The organism is Collinsella sp. AF39-11AT (genome assembly GCF_003474585.1).
Taxonomy (GTDB): domain Bacteria; phylum Actinomycetota; class Coriobacteriia; order Coriobacteriales; family Coriobacteriaceae; genus Collinsella.
The window spans coordinates 34,738-49,520 of sequence record NZ_QROG01000015.1 but is presented as its reverse complement, the minus strand read 5'-3'; the positions used below and the strand labels follow the sequence as shown (position 1 = coordinate 49,520).

General features: G+C 58.2%; 13 protein-coding genes. 4 read left to right on the top strand and 9 right to left on the bottom strand.

Annotated features, from left to right (window positions below; genetic code table 11):
• Positions 1 to 41 precede the first annotated feature (41 nt).
• The 4 genes from DW037_RS07265 to DW037_RS07250 form a co-directional block, all read right to left on the bottom strand.
• Positions 42 to 299, bottom strand: coding sequence for a hypothetical protein (locus DW037_RS07265; protein WP_118373066.1), 258 nt, complete (start codon positions 297 to 299; stop codon positions 42 to 44).
• A gap of 291 nt (positions 300 to 590) precedes the next feature.
• Positions 591 to 2,270 carry an energy-dependent translational throttle protein EttA gene (ettA, locus tag DW037_RS07260; RefSeq protein WP_055251458.1) on the bottom strand — a complete coding sequence of 560 codons (1,680 nt, stop codon included), beginning with the start codon at positions 2,268 to 2,270 and terminating at the stop codon, positions 591 to 593.
• Between the two features lie 177 nt (positions 2,271 to 2,447).
• On the bottom strand, positions 2,448 to 3,152 hold the full coding sequence (locus DW037_RS07255) for an SdpI family protein (protein ID WP_118373064.1): 705 nt from the start codon (positions 3,150 to 3,152) through the stop codon (positions 2,448 to 2,450).
• A complete protein-coding gene (locus tag DW037_RS07250) occupies positions 3,145 to 3,423 on the bottom strand; it encodes an autorepressor SdpR family transcription factor (RefSeq protein ID WP_022094448.1) in 279 nt (92 codons plus the stop codon). Before DW037_RS07250 ends, DW037_RS07255 begins: the two co-directional genes overlap by 8 nt.
• 461 nt (positions 3,424 to 3,884) lie before the next feature.
• Between DW037_RS07250 and DW037_RS07245 the strand changes: the two genes are divergently transcribed.
• Positions 3,885 to 4,682: a ThiF family adenylyltransferase gene (locus DW037_RS07245; RefSeq protein ID WP_118373063.1), complete on the top strand. Its 798-nt coding sequence runs from the start codon at positions 3,885 to 3,887 to the stop codon at positions 4,680 to 4,682.
• Positions 4,683 to 4,696: 14 nt separating this feature from the next.
• Positions 4,697 to 5,479, top strand: a complete 783-nt coding sequence (locus tag DW037_RS07240) for a TatD family hydrolase (RefSeq protein WP_117583903.1) — start codon at positions 4,697 to 4,699, stop codon at positions 5,477 to 5,479.
• Between the two features lie 264 nt (positions 5,480 to 5,743).
• On the opposite strand, the gene DW037_RS07235 is transcribed toward DW037_RS07240, so the two are convergent.
• The 4 genes from DW037_RS07235 to DW037_RS07220 form a co-directional block, all read right to left on the bottom strand.
• Entirely contained in the window at positions 5,744 to 6,403 is a 660-nt protein-coding gene (locus DW037_RS07235) for an HAD family phosphatase (RefSeq protein ID WP_338134623.1), read from the bottom strand.
• Positions 6,404 to 6,466: 63 nt separating this feature from the next.
• Positions 6,467 to 7,309 (bottom strand): Cof-type HAD-IIB family hydrolase, encoded by an 843-nt coding sequence (locus tag DW037_RS07230; RefSeq protein WP_117583901.1) that lies wholly within the window; start codon positions 7,307 to 7,309, stop codon positions 6,467 to 6,469.
• Between the two features lie 236 nt (positions 7,310 to 7,545).
• On the bottom strand, positions 7,546 to 9,240 hold the full coding sequence (gene pgi, locus DW037_RS07225) for a glucose-6-phosphate isomerase (protein ID WP_117583900.1): 1,695 nt from the start codon (positions 9,238 to 9,240) through the stop codon (positions 7,546 to 7,548).
• A 199-nt stretch (positions 9,241 to 9,439) separates the two neighbouring features.
• Positions 9,440 to 9,964: an iron-containing alcohol dehydrogenase gene (locus DW037_RS07220; protein WP_158551676.1), complete on the bottom strand. Its 525-nt coding sequence runs from the start codon at positions 9,962 to 9,964 to the stop codon at positions 9,440 to 9,442.
• 226 nt (positions 9,965 to 10,190) lie between these two features.
• Between DW037_RS07220 and DW037_RS07215 the strand changes: the two genes are divergently transcribed.
• Together DW037_RS07215 and DW037_RS07210 are read left to right on the top strand one after the other, a co-directional pair.
• Positions 10,191 to 11,696 (top strand): DNA repair protein, encoded by a 1,506-nt coding sequence (locus DW037_RS07215; protein WP_117790651.1) that lies wholly within the window; start codon positions 10,191 to 10,193, stop codon positions 11,694 to 11,696.
• Positions 11,689 to 12,114, top strand: a complete 426-nt coding sequence (locus tag DW037_RS07210) for a hypothetical protein (protein WP_233505694.1) — start codon at positions 11,689 to 11,691, stop codon at positions 12,112 to 12,114. The genes DW037_RS07215 and DW037_RS07210 overlap by 8 nt, the downstream gene beginning before the upstream one ends.
• Here the strand turns inward: DW037_RS07210 and DW037_RS07205 are convergent.
• Positions 12,111 to 14,636: a hypothetical protein gene (locus DW037_RS07205; protein WP_147329354.1), complete on the bottom strand. Its 2,526-nt coding sequence runs from the start codon at positions 14,634 to 14,636 to the stop codon at positions 12,111 to 12,113. The two genes, DW037_RS07210 and DW037_RS07205, sit on opposite strands and share 4 nt — an antisense overlap.
• Positions 14,637 to 14,783 lie beyond the last annotated feature (147 nt).

Below are 14,783 nucleotides of genomic sequence, written 5' to 3'. Positions count from 1 at the left end.
AAACGCGGGGTCCGTTCAGGCTGTTGCGTTGAGATTGAAAATCAACCTGTCACAACCGGAACAATGTAGCCAAGCGGGGACCCATCAACGTCTACAAAAGGAATAGGGTCAGAGGGCGTATACGAAGAGCCGAGGAGTCCCTTTATATATTTATCGGCAAGCTCTTGCGCAATTTCTGAAGTAAATTGTATCTGCTCACCATCAATATTGCCCGTCGAAGCAAAAACCTCTTTCGGACGTGCGGCTAAGGCGACAATTGAAGACGCGACAAGTTGCAGAAAACGACGACGCGAAAGCATATGTTCTTCTTTCTAGAGGAGCGACTTATAAGATACTCCTATTCTATAACCTTTTTTGTAACGTTACAGCACTGGTTATATTTCAATTCGATTTGCTTATGCTTTGCTTATGTCCTTGTAGCCCAATACGTCTTTACGTTTTAAACGGAATTAGAAAATCACTCATAGCAAAAACGGGCTTTAATCCCAAAGAGATGACTTTGATTATGAATCAAACCAGCAGCCAGGGCATAGCTGCAGTGCAATTGCTACAAGAAAGGCCGCCCTTGCTGGCGGCCTTTCTACTTGCTACTAATCGCGCGTCAGCTTGCGGTGAATACGATGCGGCTGGGCTGCGTCCTCGCCCAGGCGCTCGATACGGTTGGCCTGATAGGCCTCGAAGTTGCCCTCGAACCAATACCAGTTGCCCGGATTCTCGTCGGTGCCCTCCCACGCCAGGATGTGCGTGGCGACGCGGTCCAGGAACATACGGTCGTGGCTAATGACCACCGAGCAGCCCGGGAACTCGAGCAGCGCCGCTTCAAGCGAGGACAGCGTCTCGACGTCAAGGTCGTTCGTAGGCTCGTCGAGGAGCAGCAGGTTGCCGCCCTGCTTGAGCGTGAGCGCCAGGTTCAGACGGTTGCGCTCGCCACCGGAAAGTACGCCAGCGCGCTTCTGCTGGTCCTGGCCCTTAAAGCCAAAGCTCGCCACATAAGCGCGGCTCGGAACCTCGGTCTCGCCGACCATCATGTGGTCCAGGCCGTCCGAGACGACCTCCCATAGGTTCTTATCGGGGTCGATGCCGGAACGGTTCTGGTCGACATAGGAGATCTTGACGGTCTCGCCCACCTCAAGCTCGCCCGAAGTCAGCGGCTCCAGACCCACAATCGTCTTGAACAGCGTGGTCTTACCGACACCGTTGGGGCCGATGACGCCCACGATGCCGTTGCGCGGCAGGGTGAACGAAAGGTCATCGATGAGCACGCGGCCATCGAACTCCTTGTGCAGATGATGGGCCTCGAGCACCTTGTTGCCCAAACGCGGGCCCACAGGGATGCGAATGTCGGTCCAGTCGAGCTTCTGGCTTGCGCGGGCCTCGGCCTCCATCTCCTCGTAGCGAGCCAGACGGGCCTTGTTCTTGGCCTGGCGAGCCTTGGGCGAGCTACGCACCCACTCAAGCTCGGCCTCCATGCGCTTGGCGAGCTTGGCGTCGCGGTTGCCCTGGGCCTCGATACGCGCAGCCTTGGTCTCCAGATAGGTGGAGTAGTTGCCCTTGTAGGGGTAAAGGTGGCCGCGATCGACCTCGCAGATCCACTCGGCGACGTTGTCCAGGAAGTAGCGGTCGTGCGTGACGGCAAGGACCGCGCCCTGGTAGTTGTGCAGGAAGTGCTCGAGCCACAGGATCGACTCAGCGTCCAGGTGGTTCGTGGGCTCGTCGAGCAGCAGAAGGTCGGGAGCCTCGAGCAGCAGCTTGCACAGGGCCACACGGCGGCGCTCGCCGCCGGAAAGCACGTTGACCGGCATGTCGGAATCGGGCAGCTGCAGAGCGTCCATGGCCTGGCCGAGTTTGGAATCGATATCCCAGCCGTCGGCGGCGTCAATCTCGTCCTGGAGCTTGCCCATCTCTGCCATGAGGGCGTCCATGTCGCAGTCCGGGTCGCACATCTCCTCGCCGATCTTGTTGAAGCGATCGACCTTGGCGATCATATCGCCAAACGCCATGCGCACGTTCTCGATGACGGTCTTGTCGTCGTCGAGCGGCGGTTCCTGCTGCAGGATACCCACGGTGTAGCCGGGGGTGAGCCTGGCATCGCCGTTTGAGACCTCCTCGATACCGGCCATGATCTTGAGCAGGGTCGACTTACCCATGCCGTTGGGACCCACAACGCCGATCTTGGCACCGGGATAGAAGCTCAGGGTCACGTCGTCAAGAATCACCTTGTCGCCATGGGCCTTGCGAGCCTGATACATCTGATAAATGAACTCAGCCAATGTCAGCTTCTCCTTATCTAGCTGCGGAAATCTTCTGATCCTCCCCGTGATGGAAAATCGGAGAGGCAATCCGCGCGTTCTAATAAAAAGGGGCATGGTTGCCCACACCCCCTAATACTACCTGGGAAAAGTCCCCCGGAACATACTATGAACTGCGTACGCTAGTTTTCCGCAACCTTAACGAGCGGCTCGCTGCGATTTGCGCCACAGCAGATACGAATAGACGTAGGCAGCTCCAGCTGAACCAAACGCCAGAACCGCAATCACCGCGGCGACGACTTCACTCGAAAGCACGCTACCCGCCACGCCCATCACAATCAAACCAACACCCAGCACCATAAAGCAGGCGCCGCCAAAACGCTGCGTACGGCGCCAGTTCTCGGGATCGGCAAGCGCCCAAGGCGTCTTGATACCGAGCGTATAGTTCTGCTTCACACGCGGCAAGTAGTTGCCTACGCCGATGAACAGCAAACCGATAGCACCGGAAATCAGCACGTTGACCGAACCGACCGCCGGCACCACGCCCCAGACCGTAAGCTCTCCCAGCCAGCTTATGGCGCACATGAACAAGGTGAAGGCGATTACGAAGCCCTGATAGAACTTGCCCGAGGTTCGATATGCCTCGCCTTTGGGGTCGATGCACGGCACCACGCAGAACATTGCGAGAAGCGCCAGAGGCAGCGCGCCGAGCGCGGAGGCCATCCAGCTAGGACCCCAACCGTCGACGGCGCCGTTCGCGCCCCAGTGCGTGGGAATCTGCGCAGGCAAGCTCGGCATCACCATGAGGTGCGCTACGACATTGGCGACGCACAGAGCGACCAGCGCAATCCACACGCGCGATGATACCCCCGTGGGGTGAATGCCCTTGTTTTCGTTATTCATCCTTATCACCTTCAGTGTTTGTAAAGCCCATAAACCAGCCAATTAAATCCTGCATGACGGTGGTGTTTAAGCTGTATACGATGTTTTGGCCATGGCGCTCGTCGGTCACCAACCCGGCATTTTTGAGCGTCGCCAAGTGATGGCTTAGCGACGGCTTACTGATATCGAAATGCTCGGCAAGCTCCCCCGCCGTGCAATTGCCCTCGCGCAGCAACTCCAAAATGCGCCGTCGCGTTGGATCGGCAAGCGCCTTAAAACCCTCTCCCGGCATAAGACCTCCTCTCACTATCTCTCACGACGCGCACACTATACTCGATATTTAGATGTTTGTCTAATTATCTAATAGCAATGTTATGTATAGAACATTCGTTCGTTTTTAGATACAATGGGTCCAGAAGCAGATGGGCCAGCTCCCTCTTCCCAAGAAGGAGATGGACTATGAGTATTAACGATGTCCTGACGTTGTTGTTGCTTGTAATCGCGGCTGTGGAGCTCGGCATCCACATTGGAGGTCGAATGAAATAGCCGCCCCCGCGTAATGCGAAGACGGCCACTTCTCACGCTACAAACGTGTTTGGGAGTTGGCCAACCCGCTGCAACGGGTGCCATCTGCTTCATCTTATGCGAATCACTGCCTCATTTCAACAAGCCCCTAGGGCTCAAATGGAATCGCGATAATACCTATAATGGCGATAGCTAAAACACGATTCGCTTCCCCATCGGAGGATGTCTATGACCGAAACCACAGCCGCAACTCCCAACGAGACGCGCGATGCCAAGCTCGAGATCATCATGGGCCGCGAGGCACTCGACAAGCTCGCCGATGCCACGGTGCTGGTACTCGGCTGCGGAGGTGTGGGCTCCAACTGCTGCGAGGCACTCGCCCGCGGCGGCATTGGTCATTTTGTAATTCTGGACAAGGACATCATCGCGCCCAGCAATATCAATCGCCAGGCCATCGCCTTTCACAGCACCATCGGCAAGCGCAAGGTCGATGTTATGGAAGCCATGATCCACGATATCAATCCTGCCGCCACCGTTATCAAACGTACCGAATACCTGCTGAGCGACAACATCGATGATTTCTTCGCGGGCGTTTTGGAGCAGACGGGCGGCAAGCTCGACTACGTCGTCGACGCCATCGACACCATCTCGGCCAAGCTCACCATTGCCAAATATGCTCAAGATCACGACATTCGTTTGGTTAGCTCTATGGGCGGGGCCAACAAGCTGCATCCCGAATGCTTGCGTTTTGCCGATATCTTTGACACCGTGCGCGACCCCATGAGCCGCATCATGCGCAAAGAGTGCAAAAAGCGCGGCATCAAGAGCCTGCACGTGCTGTTTAGCTGCGAGGAATCGGTTAAAACCCAGCCCCGCGACCCTTCCAACATCCACGAGCGCACCGAGCTGGGAACCGCGAGCTTTATGCCGCCCATCATGGGCCAGATGATCGCCGGCGAGGTTATACGCCAGATCAGTGGGCGCGGGTGCGAGCGCGTGCGCGCCGACGGCCAGCGCCTAGATTAACGAGATGTGCCGCAATGACACCGCAGTTATTTGACGCGCACTGCCATCTCGATTTAATGGCTCGCCCGGACGCCGTTGCCGACGAGGCGACGGCGCTGGGCATGGGTCTCTTTGACTGCGGCGTCGATCCGCGCGACTTCGCAAGCGCCAACAAGCGCGCCCGTAGCCGTTCAAACATCTTTGCCGGCATCGGCCTCCATCCCTGGTGGCTCGCCGACGGACGATGCGGTGCCGCCGAAATCAATCTGCTTTGCAAGGTCGCCGCACAAGAGCGCTTTATCGGCGAGGTCGGACTCGACTTTTCCGCGCGCTGTGCCGGAAGCGAGCCGCTACAAACACAGGCGCTCGACCAGCTCTGTAATGCACTCGTGCACTATCCTCTTGCCGGGCGCGTGATATCAATTCACGCTGTTCGTTCGGCAGGAACCGTACTGGACGCCCTTGAGTCATATGGATTACTCACCCCAAGCCCCAACTCCCCCGCCATCATCTTCCACTGGTTTAGCGGCACCTCGAACGAGTTCGACCGTGCGCGAAACGCAGGCTGCTATTTTTCCGTGAACGAGCGGATGCTCGCTACCAAGCGCGGTCGTGAATACGCCCGACAGATCCCACTCGACCGTCTGCTGCTCGAAACCGACGCTCCAGCCGAACCGCAAGCAGATGCAAGCGCGCGACAGCTCATCACATCGCTAAAAAGCGCCTCCCTGCACATCGCCGAACTTAAAAACTGCGCCGAGGAGAGCGTCGAATCAACCGTTTTAGGAAATTCGCACTCCATATTTGACTTCAACTGACCCCGGTGGGCAAAAAACGCCAAATATGAGTACTGCTGCAAAGCTAGTAGCATTATATTGTGACAAAAGAACGCCTTGATAATGTACAGCTGTTCATTATCAAGGCGTTTTAGCATGGCTAAAGCCATATTTAACAGGTTATAATCGCCCCCAGGCGCTCAACCAGGGCCTTAAAAGCATAATTTCCCTGTTACTAAATTAGTGACAGTACTCATATTTGGCATTTTTTGTCCACGAACCCCTAAAGAGCCTCCAACAGACCCCCTAAGAAAGCTCAAGCAGTTCCGGCAGCTGGTCGATGATCTTGTCCGCGGCATCCTGGCTAAAGCCAAACCGCTCCTCGCGCTTGGCAATCACCGTTAACCCCGCGCGTTTGCCGGCAGTGATACCAGGCACCGAATCCTCAACGCAGCAGCAACGGTCCGCAGGCAGCCCCAACAGATCCAGCGCATGCAGGTAGATGTCGGGCTCGGGCTTACTCTCCTTAAACTGCTCGCCGCTCACCACGTACTCAAAGGCGTCCGACAGTCCGCATGCATGGAGCACCTCTTCGATGCTGACCATGGGAGACGAACTCGCCAGCGCCACACGGACGCCGCGGCGCGGCAGCTCTCGAATCGTATCAACGGCACCCGGGTTGATCAAAGCCTGATAGTCGCGCGGGCGCTTATGCGCCCACTCGTCCCAACGGGCCAACGCTTCCTCGCCAGTGAAATGCCCCCTACCGGCGCGCTCAAACCAATCGACCAGCATATGCAGGAAGAACTGATGTGAGGTGCCAACCTGCCCGTTTAGCTCCTCTTGGGTTAGATTCAGCCCAAGCTCCTTGGCAAACGCGGCGGTCTCCCCCAGGTAGTAATACTCGGTATCGACGATGACGCCATCCATGTCAAAGATAACGGCGTCGAACGGAAATGCAGACACGGCACCCTCCCTAACAAAAGGGCGCCCGCAAGCGGACGCCCGAACCATACACTATCGGCGATTCTAACCCAGCAGTTGGTCAAGTGCTACCGCGATACCGTCTTCGTTGTTGTTGGCGGTCACCATCTGGGCCACGGCCTTAACCTCATCGACGGCGTTGCCCATGGCAACACCGGTGCCGGCCCACTCAATCATGGACTTGTCGTTCTGGCCGTCGCCAAACGATACGACCTCACTGGCATCGATGCCGAGCTTGGGCAGGGCACCCTCGAGCGCACGGGCCTTATCGATACCGGGCGCCGTGTACTCAAAGTACCAGTCGGCCGTAAACATGCCCGAAAGCGTCTGGGTAAAGGGCGCATACATCTCCTCGTAATGCGCCTGCAGGTAGGTCGGATCACCCGCCGTCAGCAGCTTGTCCACGGGATAAGTGTCCACGACCTCATGCAAGCTCTCGACCTCGCGAATCTTAAGATCGCACGCATCGCGCTCATACTTGACGATATTCTTCTGCAAGCCGTCAGGCAGCGTGATCATGCAATGGTACGAGTCCTCGACGTGCAAATCGCGACCGAGCGAAATCATAGGGATCACGTCGAAATTGCGCAGATGATCAATCAGACGGTGCAGCTCGTCAGCCGGCATGGCCTGGTCAAAAAGGACCTCATCGGTCTGAGCGTCGACCACATGCGCGCCATTAAAGGCAACTAGCAGACCGTCATGGTTTTGAAGGTCGAGCTCCTGCGCCAAGGCGTGCAACCCCCATGCGGGACGGCCCGAAGCCAAGATGAGCTTAATGCCCGACTCCTGCGTCGCGAGCAGCTTCTCGCGCGTACGCGGGCTGATGACCTTTTGATCGTTGGTGAGCGTACCGTCGATATCCATTGCGATGGCTTTGATTGCCATATATGCCTCCCTGTCATTGAACAACCTTGTCTGAGCCATCATACAGAACACCCACGGCGGCGCTGTTTGCAACGGGAAAAATGTCATATTGTCCCAAACATGAACGGCGCGCCTTCGACGATTGCGATGCCCGTCGAGGCGCCTCCCGATACATTCCATCCTATCCAAATAGCAAGGGGCCCGTATCCCAACGGATACGGGCCCCTTTCAGCCATAAGCCAACTCAGCCGTAAAGACTACTTGCGATGAGCGCGATAGAACTCGATGAGCGCCTGGGTCGAAGCGTCCTGCTCGGCCTTGGCGGCGTCGTCGTGGAAGGCCGGGGTGATCTGCTTGGCAAGCTGCTTGCCCAGCTCGACGCCCCACTGGTCGTAGGAGTCGATGCCCCAGACCGTGCCCTCGACAAACGTGATGTGCTCGTACAGGGCGATGAGCTCGCCGAGTGCGAACGGGGTCAGCGTGTCGCCGAAGATCGAGGTCGTCGGACGGTTGCCCTCAAAGCAGCGGGCCGGGACGATCCGCTCGGGCGTGCCCTCGGCACGAACCTCGTCGGCCGTCTTACCAAAGGCGAGCGCCTTGGTCTGGGCCAGGAAGTTGCCCAGGAACAGCTCGTGGACGTCCTGGCCGCTGTCGGTTGCGGGGTTGGCAGTGTTGGCGAAAGCGATAAAGTCGGCCGGGACCACCACGGTGCCCTGGTGCAGCAGCTGGTAGAAGGCGTGCTGACCGTTGGTACCGGGCTCGCCCCAGAAGATCTCACCGGTATCGGAGGTCACAGCGCTGCCGTCCCAGCGGACGTGCTTGCCGTTGGACTCCATGGTGAGCTGTTGCAGGTAGGCCGGGAAGCGGTGCAGATACTGGCAGTACGGCAGCACGGCGTGGCTCTTGGAACCGAAGAAGTTGACGTACCAGACGTTGAGCAGGCCCATCAGCGCGACGGCGTTGTTCTCGAGCGGGGTGTTGCAGAAGTACTCGTCGATGGCGTGGAAGCCCTCAAGGAACTGCTGGAAGCGCTCGGGGCCGAGCACGACGATCAGCGACAGGCCCACGGCGGAGTCGACAGAGTAGCGGCCGCCGACCCAGTTCCAGAAACCAAAAGCGTTGGCGGGGTCGATGCCGAAGGCCTCGACCTTCTCGAGTGCGGTGGAAACGGCGACAAAGTGCTTGGCCACGGCCTCGGCGTTCTGCTCATCGGAGCCGTCGATGGCACCCTGAGCCTTGAGCTGCTCGAGCATCCAGGTCTTGACCTCACGAGCGTTGGTGAGGGTCTCGAGCGTGGTGAAAGTCTTGGAGACGATAATCACGAGCGTGGTCTCGGGATCGAGGCCCTTGAGCTTCTCTGCCTGATCGTTGGGGTCGATGTTGGAGATGTAGCGGCAGTCAATACCGGCGTCGGCGTAGGGACGCAGGGCCTCGTAGGCCATGACCGGGCCCAGATCGGAGCCGCCGATGCCGATGGACACCAGGTGCTCGATCTTTTTGCCGGTAACACCCTTCCACTCACCGGAGCGCACGCGCTCGGCGAAGGCATACATGCGGTCGAGAACCTCGTGCACGTCGGCGACGACGTCCTGGCCGTCGACGATGAGCTGGCCCTTCTCGCTTGCCGGGCGGCGCAGCGCGGTGTGCAGGACGGCGCGGTCCTCGGTGGTGTTGATGTGCTCGCCGGAGAACATGGCGTCGCGGCGCTCCTCGAGCTTCACCTCGCGGGCAAGATCGCACAGCAGCTTGACGGTCTCATCAGTCACCAGGTTCTTGGACAGGTCGAAGTGCAGGTCACCGGCGTCAAAGCTCAGCTTGTTCACGCGCTCGGCATCGGCGGCGAACCAGGCCTTGAGGTCGATACCCTCGGCCTCGAGCTTCTCCTGATGGGCCTCGAGCGCCTTCCAAGCGGCAGTCGACGTAGCATCGATAGGTGCGGCAACAGTTGCCATAGAGTCCTCCTCAGCATACGGGCGCACGCCTCCATGCGCCCGGACATTCAGATGCCACTATTCTAGCGCAGGTCAAGACTATAATCAGCGAGCGTTGCCAATCGGCCCCCAAACGGCAACCGACCAAAAAGGGACAGGTTTAATTTGGCAGGTCAAACGCTTTACCAATCAAAAATAACCTATCCCTTTATGCCAAATATTAGGCCGCAGCGCAGACGCTACCGAGCAACTCACGCAGAGGAGACCCGATGCCCTCCAGCAGTTCGGGCGCGATGATGGCAAAAACGGGAACCTCGCCGGCCCCCACGACGGCAGGCACCTTGCCCTCCGAGACGATACATCCATAAGGGACAAAACCGTCTTCGCCGACATCGAGCGCCGCCATGCGACGGGCGAGCTCGCGCGCAAAGCCGGCAGTATCGGCATCGCCAATCGCCAAGACAAAGTCCACGCCTTCGTCGGTCGCCAGGGCCACGGCTTCGTCGATCAGCTCGTCTCCTCCGTCGCCTTCAACCGAGCCGCAGCGGAAAAGCACGCGCTCGAGCAGGGCGCGATCAACCGAGCCCAGCGCCGCCGAAACGAGCTCATCACGCGTGTGCTTGTCGCCTCCCAGCACGACCAGTGCCTTGGTGCCGCCATAGTGGGCAACCAATCGCCCGCACCAGCGAGCCACATCCCCATCCGCAACCAAGCGCGTCGGCATACCAAACCCATAGTTGACCATTATCCCCACAACCCTTCCGTGCTTTATGGTGGTATCAATCGTTAGCCTCATGCTACGAAGCGAGGTTTTCCGAGCTGTTTCGCACTCTTTAGAGCTGCGTTAAAACCCGATTCATGACCGACCAAAACAAACCAGTCCCTTTTTGACAGGTTTTGACGATGTCCGGACGAGCGGGTATTATCGAACAGGTATTCGATAAGAACATGTGTTTGATGAAAGGACACGGATGGCGCACGAGCAGCACACCTATATCTGCATCGACCTCAAGACGTTTTATGCCAGCGTCGAGTGCGTCGACCGTGGGCTCGATCCGCTCACCACCAACCTGGTCGTTGCCGACGAATCGCGCGGGCGCACGACCATCTGCCTCGCCATCACACAGGCCATGAAGGACCTCGGGATACACAATCGCTGCCGTCTGTTCGAAATTCCCGATGGCATCGACTACATCACGGCCGTACCGCGCATGCAGCATTACATGGAGGTGTCGGCGAAAATCTACGGTATCTATCTGGAATACGTCAGCCCCCAGGACGTGCACGTCTACTCCATCGATGAGTGCTTTATCGACGTGACGCCCTATCTGGACCTCTATCACACAGATGCGGAAGGGTTCGCCTGCACGCTGCGCGACGAGGTCCTCGCGCGCACCGGCATCACGGCGACGGTCGGCATCGGCCCCAACCTATTCCAGGCCAAGGTAGCGCTCGACATTACCGCCAAGCACGTACCCAGCCGCATCGGCATACTCGACGACGAGACCTTTCGCAAGGAGATCTGGCCCCATCGTCCCATCACCGATATCTGGGGCATCGGTCCCGGCGTGGCAGCCCGCCTCGAGAAATACGGCGTCTACGATCTGATGGGCGTCGCGGCGCTCGACGAAAACCTGCTTTACGACGAGCTCGGCGTCAATGCCGAATATCTCATCGACCATGCCTTCGGGCGCGAGCCGACAACCATCGCCGATATCCAAGCCTATCGCCCGCAAGCAACTTCGACCACCACAGGACAGGTGCTCTCGAAGGGCTATGCCTACGAGCAGGCCTACACCGTCTTGCGCGAAATGGTCGACAACGCCGTGTTGGATCTAGTCGATAAGCACGTGGTCTGCGACAGTATCTCGCTCTTTGTGGGCTACGCGAGCGAGCGCGCCGACATACGCCGGCTCAACGCCAGCGGCACGGCGCAGTATATAGACGGCTGCGGACACTTGCGCTCGAGCACCTCGGGCATCGAGCCCGCAGCGACCGACGGCCCCGAGCTCGCGCCCCGTGCTCCCAAGCCCGTCCAGCGCGATGACGAAAGGCGTCGCCTGGTGCGCGAAGCGCAGGCAATCGATGGCATCTTTGTGGGAGAGCATGGCGGCAAACCGCGTGGTGGCTATGCCGCACTCTTTGCGCACTCCAACGCCTCGCGAAAGCTGCCCGAGCGCACTAATTCGTTTAAGAAAATCATGGGGTATTTCGATGACCTTTGGGCACAAACGGTCGATCCCAAACGACCGGTCAAGCGCATCAACCTGGGATTTGGCAATCTTGTGCCCGAGGAATTTGCCACCATCGATCTGTTCAGCGATATCGAGGCCGATGAGCGCGAGCGCGACCTGGCGCGCGCCGTCCTGGCCGTGAAAGGCAAGTACGGCAAGAACGCGCTCGTCAAGGGATTAAGCTTTACCGCCGGCGCCACCGCGCGCGAACGCAACGGCCAAGTTGGAGGACATCGTGCCTAAACCCAAGCAGCAGCCCGTGCGCCCGCCGACCGCCTTCGAGCGCCTGGCGGACCCCGAGGGCAGACGCCGCGCCGCCGACCCCAACCTCACTGCCAACGGTGCCGTGCGCGCCAACCGCGCCGCACAGTTTATGCCCTTTGCCGCCCTCACGGGATACTACGAACTCGTGCGCAAGCAGGAAATCACCGTCGAGTCAAAACGTGAGCTCACGGAAGAAAAAGCCCTCGTACTTTCTAAAAAGCTCGAGGGTCTCAAACGTGGCGACTTGGTTCGTGTCACCTATTACGATACATACGGCTATCGCAGCCGCACGGGCATTCTCGACGAAGTATTACCCGCATTCAAGCTGCTCAAACTCAGGGATATCGCCATCAACTTCGACGATATCCAAGGCATCAAGCTGCGTGGTCGAGCCTAGCGACGAGAACGCTTACGCAAGACGAGAGCAATGCCAAGTACTGCGGCAGCTGCAACCAGCAATCCCAAGACCAGCGTGAGGGTCGAGTCGCCAGCGTGAGGCAGCGAGCCGTCCTTCGGAGTCTTCTTAGCGGTCGTCGTGACGGTGGTCGTGGTGCTGCTCGACTGGTCGTTGCCGCCCGTCTGGCTGCCACCAGGTTGATCGCCGCCACCCGGCTGCGAGGGATCCGTGGGCTCCGTCGGATCCGGAGTACCGGGATCAATCGGATTCTCAGAATTCTCCTTGCGCTGGATCCAAACCTGGCAGCCATTGAACGGGTTGGCGGTACCGAGGCACAGACCCTGGTTGGTCACCGCAAAGGTGCGCAGACCATGGTTATACGGATCGTTAAAGCCATTGGTCGTCAGCGTCGTAAAGTTCACGCCGTCCTCGGTCACATACATATCAAAGCCACGCTCGGCATCGCGAAGGTAACACATGCACGTAAGCACGCTCTGCAGCTTCTTGAGGTTATCCTCGCTCAGCAGCTTATCGAGCGCATCCTGAATATCGCTCGGCAGCTCGGTGCCATAGGCATCCTCGTACTGCTGCTTCAGGTTCTCATAGCTATCGAGCATGTCCTGATACTGGTCGGCAAAGGACTTGAAGTACGCGATCTCGCCATCGATCTTCTGGACATAAGCGGCGTCGTCCTCAAAGTCCTGGGACATCGTCGCGGCCTGATCGCAAAGATCGCCCGTGGCATCCTCCAGCGCATCGCTCAGGTCGCCAAAGCCCTTAGCAACCTCAGTCTTCTCGTCATCGACATCGGCAGCTTCGTTCGAATCATCGACCTCGACGGCCTCGTTTGAATCATCGTCCGCAAGCGTGTTCACGGGAACGATGGGGTCGTCAGGCGATTTCTTGTCGAGCAGGTGATTGAGCAGGTCCCTAAGGCGCTGAACCTGAGAGTCCCACTCCTCGGGCGTCATATCGATAATGTCGCCATTGGAGAACTGGCCGATCGGCTCAAGCAGGCTCGCGGTATCAAAGGTACCGATATACAGCTTGCCGTCGAACTTCTGCATGCGCCAAATGTACTGGTTCTCGTTTCGGCCAAAGCCCGAAGTCAGGCCGGAAATACCGCCCTCGGGGAACATGTCGGTGCGATCGCCAACGACGAGCTCCATGTTCTCGTCCTTGTCCATGCGATAGATGTTGACCGACTGCTCAAGATTGGCATTCACAAACGAGCAGTCAACGCCACCCATGCTGTTCTTGCCGCCCTCTTCGGTGTTGGATTTGTTGAACAGGATGCGCTCGAGAGCAATCTCCTCGTCGTTGTATTCACCGATATAGAGGTAGTCGTTGTAGACGATGAGGTTAGCAGCGCCAGAACGGGTACGGGCAGGATCGATGCCAAAGCAGTACTTTGCACCGTCCGTCTCCTGATCGCCAACAATGGGAGTCCACGAATAGCTGCCGTCGGCGTTCTTGTCGCCACGGACCATGGCGAACGACTGCATGGAATTATCATCGGGAGCGTTCTCGGGCGTACCGGTGCAGATGGTCGCATAGAGATGGCCATTGTACGAGACCATATCCCAAATGGCGCCGCCGTAGATGCTGTCCTGATAGCGAATCGCCGGATAGCCAAACAGCGTGCCCGAGTTGGCAATCTCGGTGAAGCTGTCCTGGCCCTTCGACGGGTCAGACGACGTCAGGATTGTCGACACAAAGTTACCGGCCGCGTCTTTACCCACATTACTGATGACGAGCTGGCCATCATGGACACACATGCCGCGGATACCGGTAGAAATGCCCTGCTTGTAGGCAGCACCGTAATCCTGCATGCTCGAAAGGCCCTGATAGACAACTTTGTACTCATCCGTCTTAGGATCGATCTCATATACAGCAGGCAGGCCGCTTTTGCCGCCATTGGTCCTGACGCTGCCGCAGAAATAGAGCTTACCCTTATAGCTCACGGCATTGCGGAACAAAGGACCGACGCCGTTGAGCGATTCAGAGAGCAGCAGCTTGGTCTCACCGGTCTTGGTATTAATCTTGACCAGGATGCCGCCGCTGTCCTTGTCGGCCGTGCCGTCCTCCTTCTGCTGTCCATAGAAGAAGGTGCCGTTAAACATGGCCTCCAGCGTCAGGCGCATGGTCTCGGCATCAAAGGAATCGCCCAGCACGCCGTTCATGAGCGTCAGCGTGTTGCCCATCGCCGCATAGCAGGTGCCCACATAAAGCCAGTCACCATAGCTCGCAGCCGCCCAAGTGTAGCTCTGGCCGCGATCGCCTTCATTGTTGGCCGTGTTACCATCGGCGCCCGGAACGGCAACGGCACCGTCACCCTGGTAGTCGACGATGCCATCCGGCTGCGACGTTCCTACCGTAGGATGCGAGAGCTTCTCAAAGGAATACCCATTTCCCGCATTGTAGGTAACGGCACCCGAAGCGTCTTCGGCGTGCGCCGGCAGCGGCGATACCAAGATAGCGGCAAGCGCTGCCACCAAGCCAAGTGTTCCCACTCGTCTCATAAGGCTATAGCCTCCCCTGTCCTTAAGCCCAGTTTTAGCATTCATCATCTCTGTCCACGTTTAATTGCAATCTGGGCACAGCAATAATCAGCATATAAATTTACACCTGTAATTTTTCTTATGGGATAGCGAATGCTCGATTGGTCA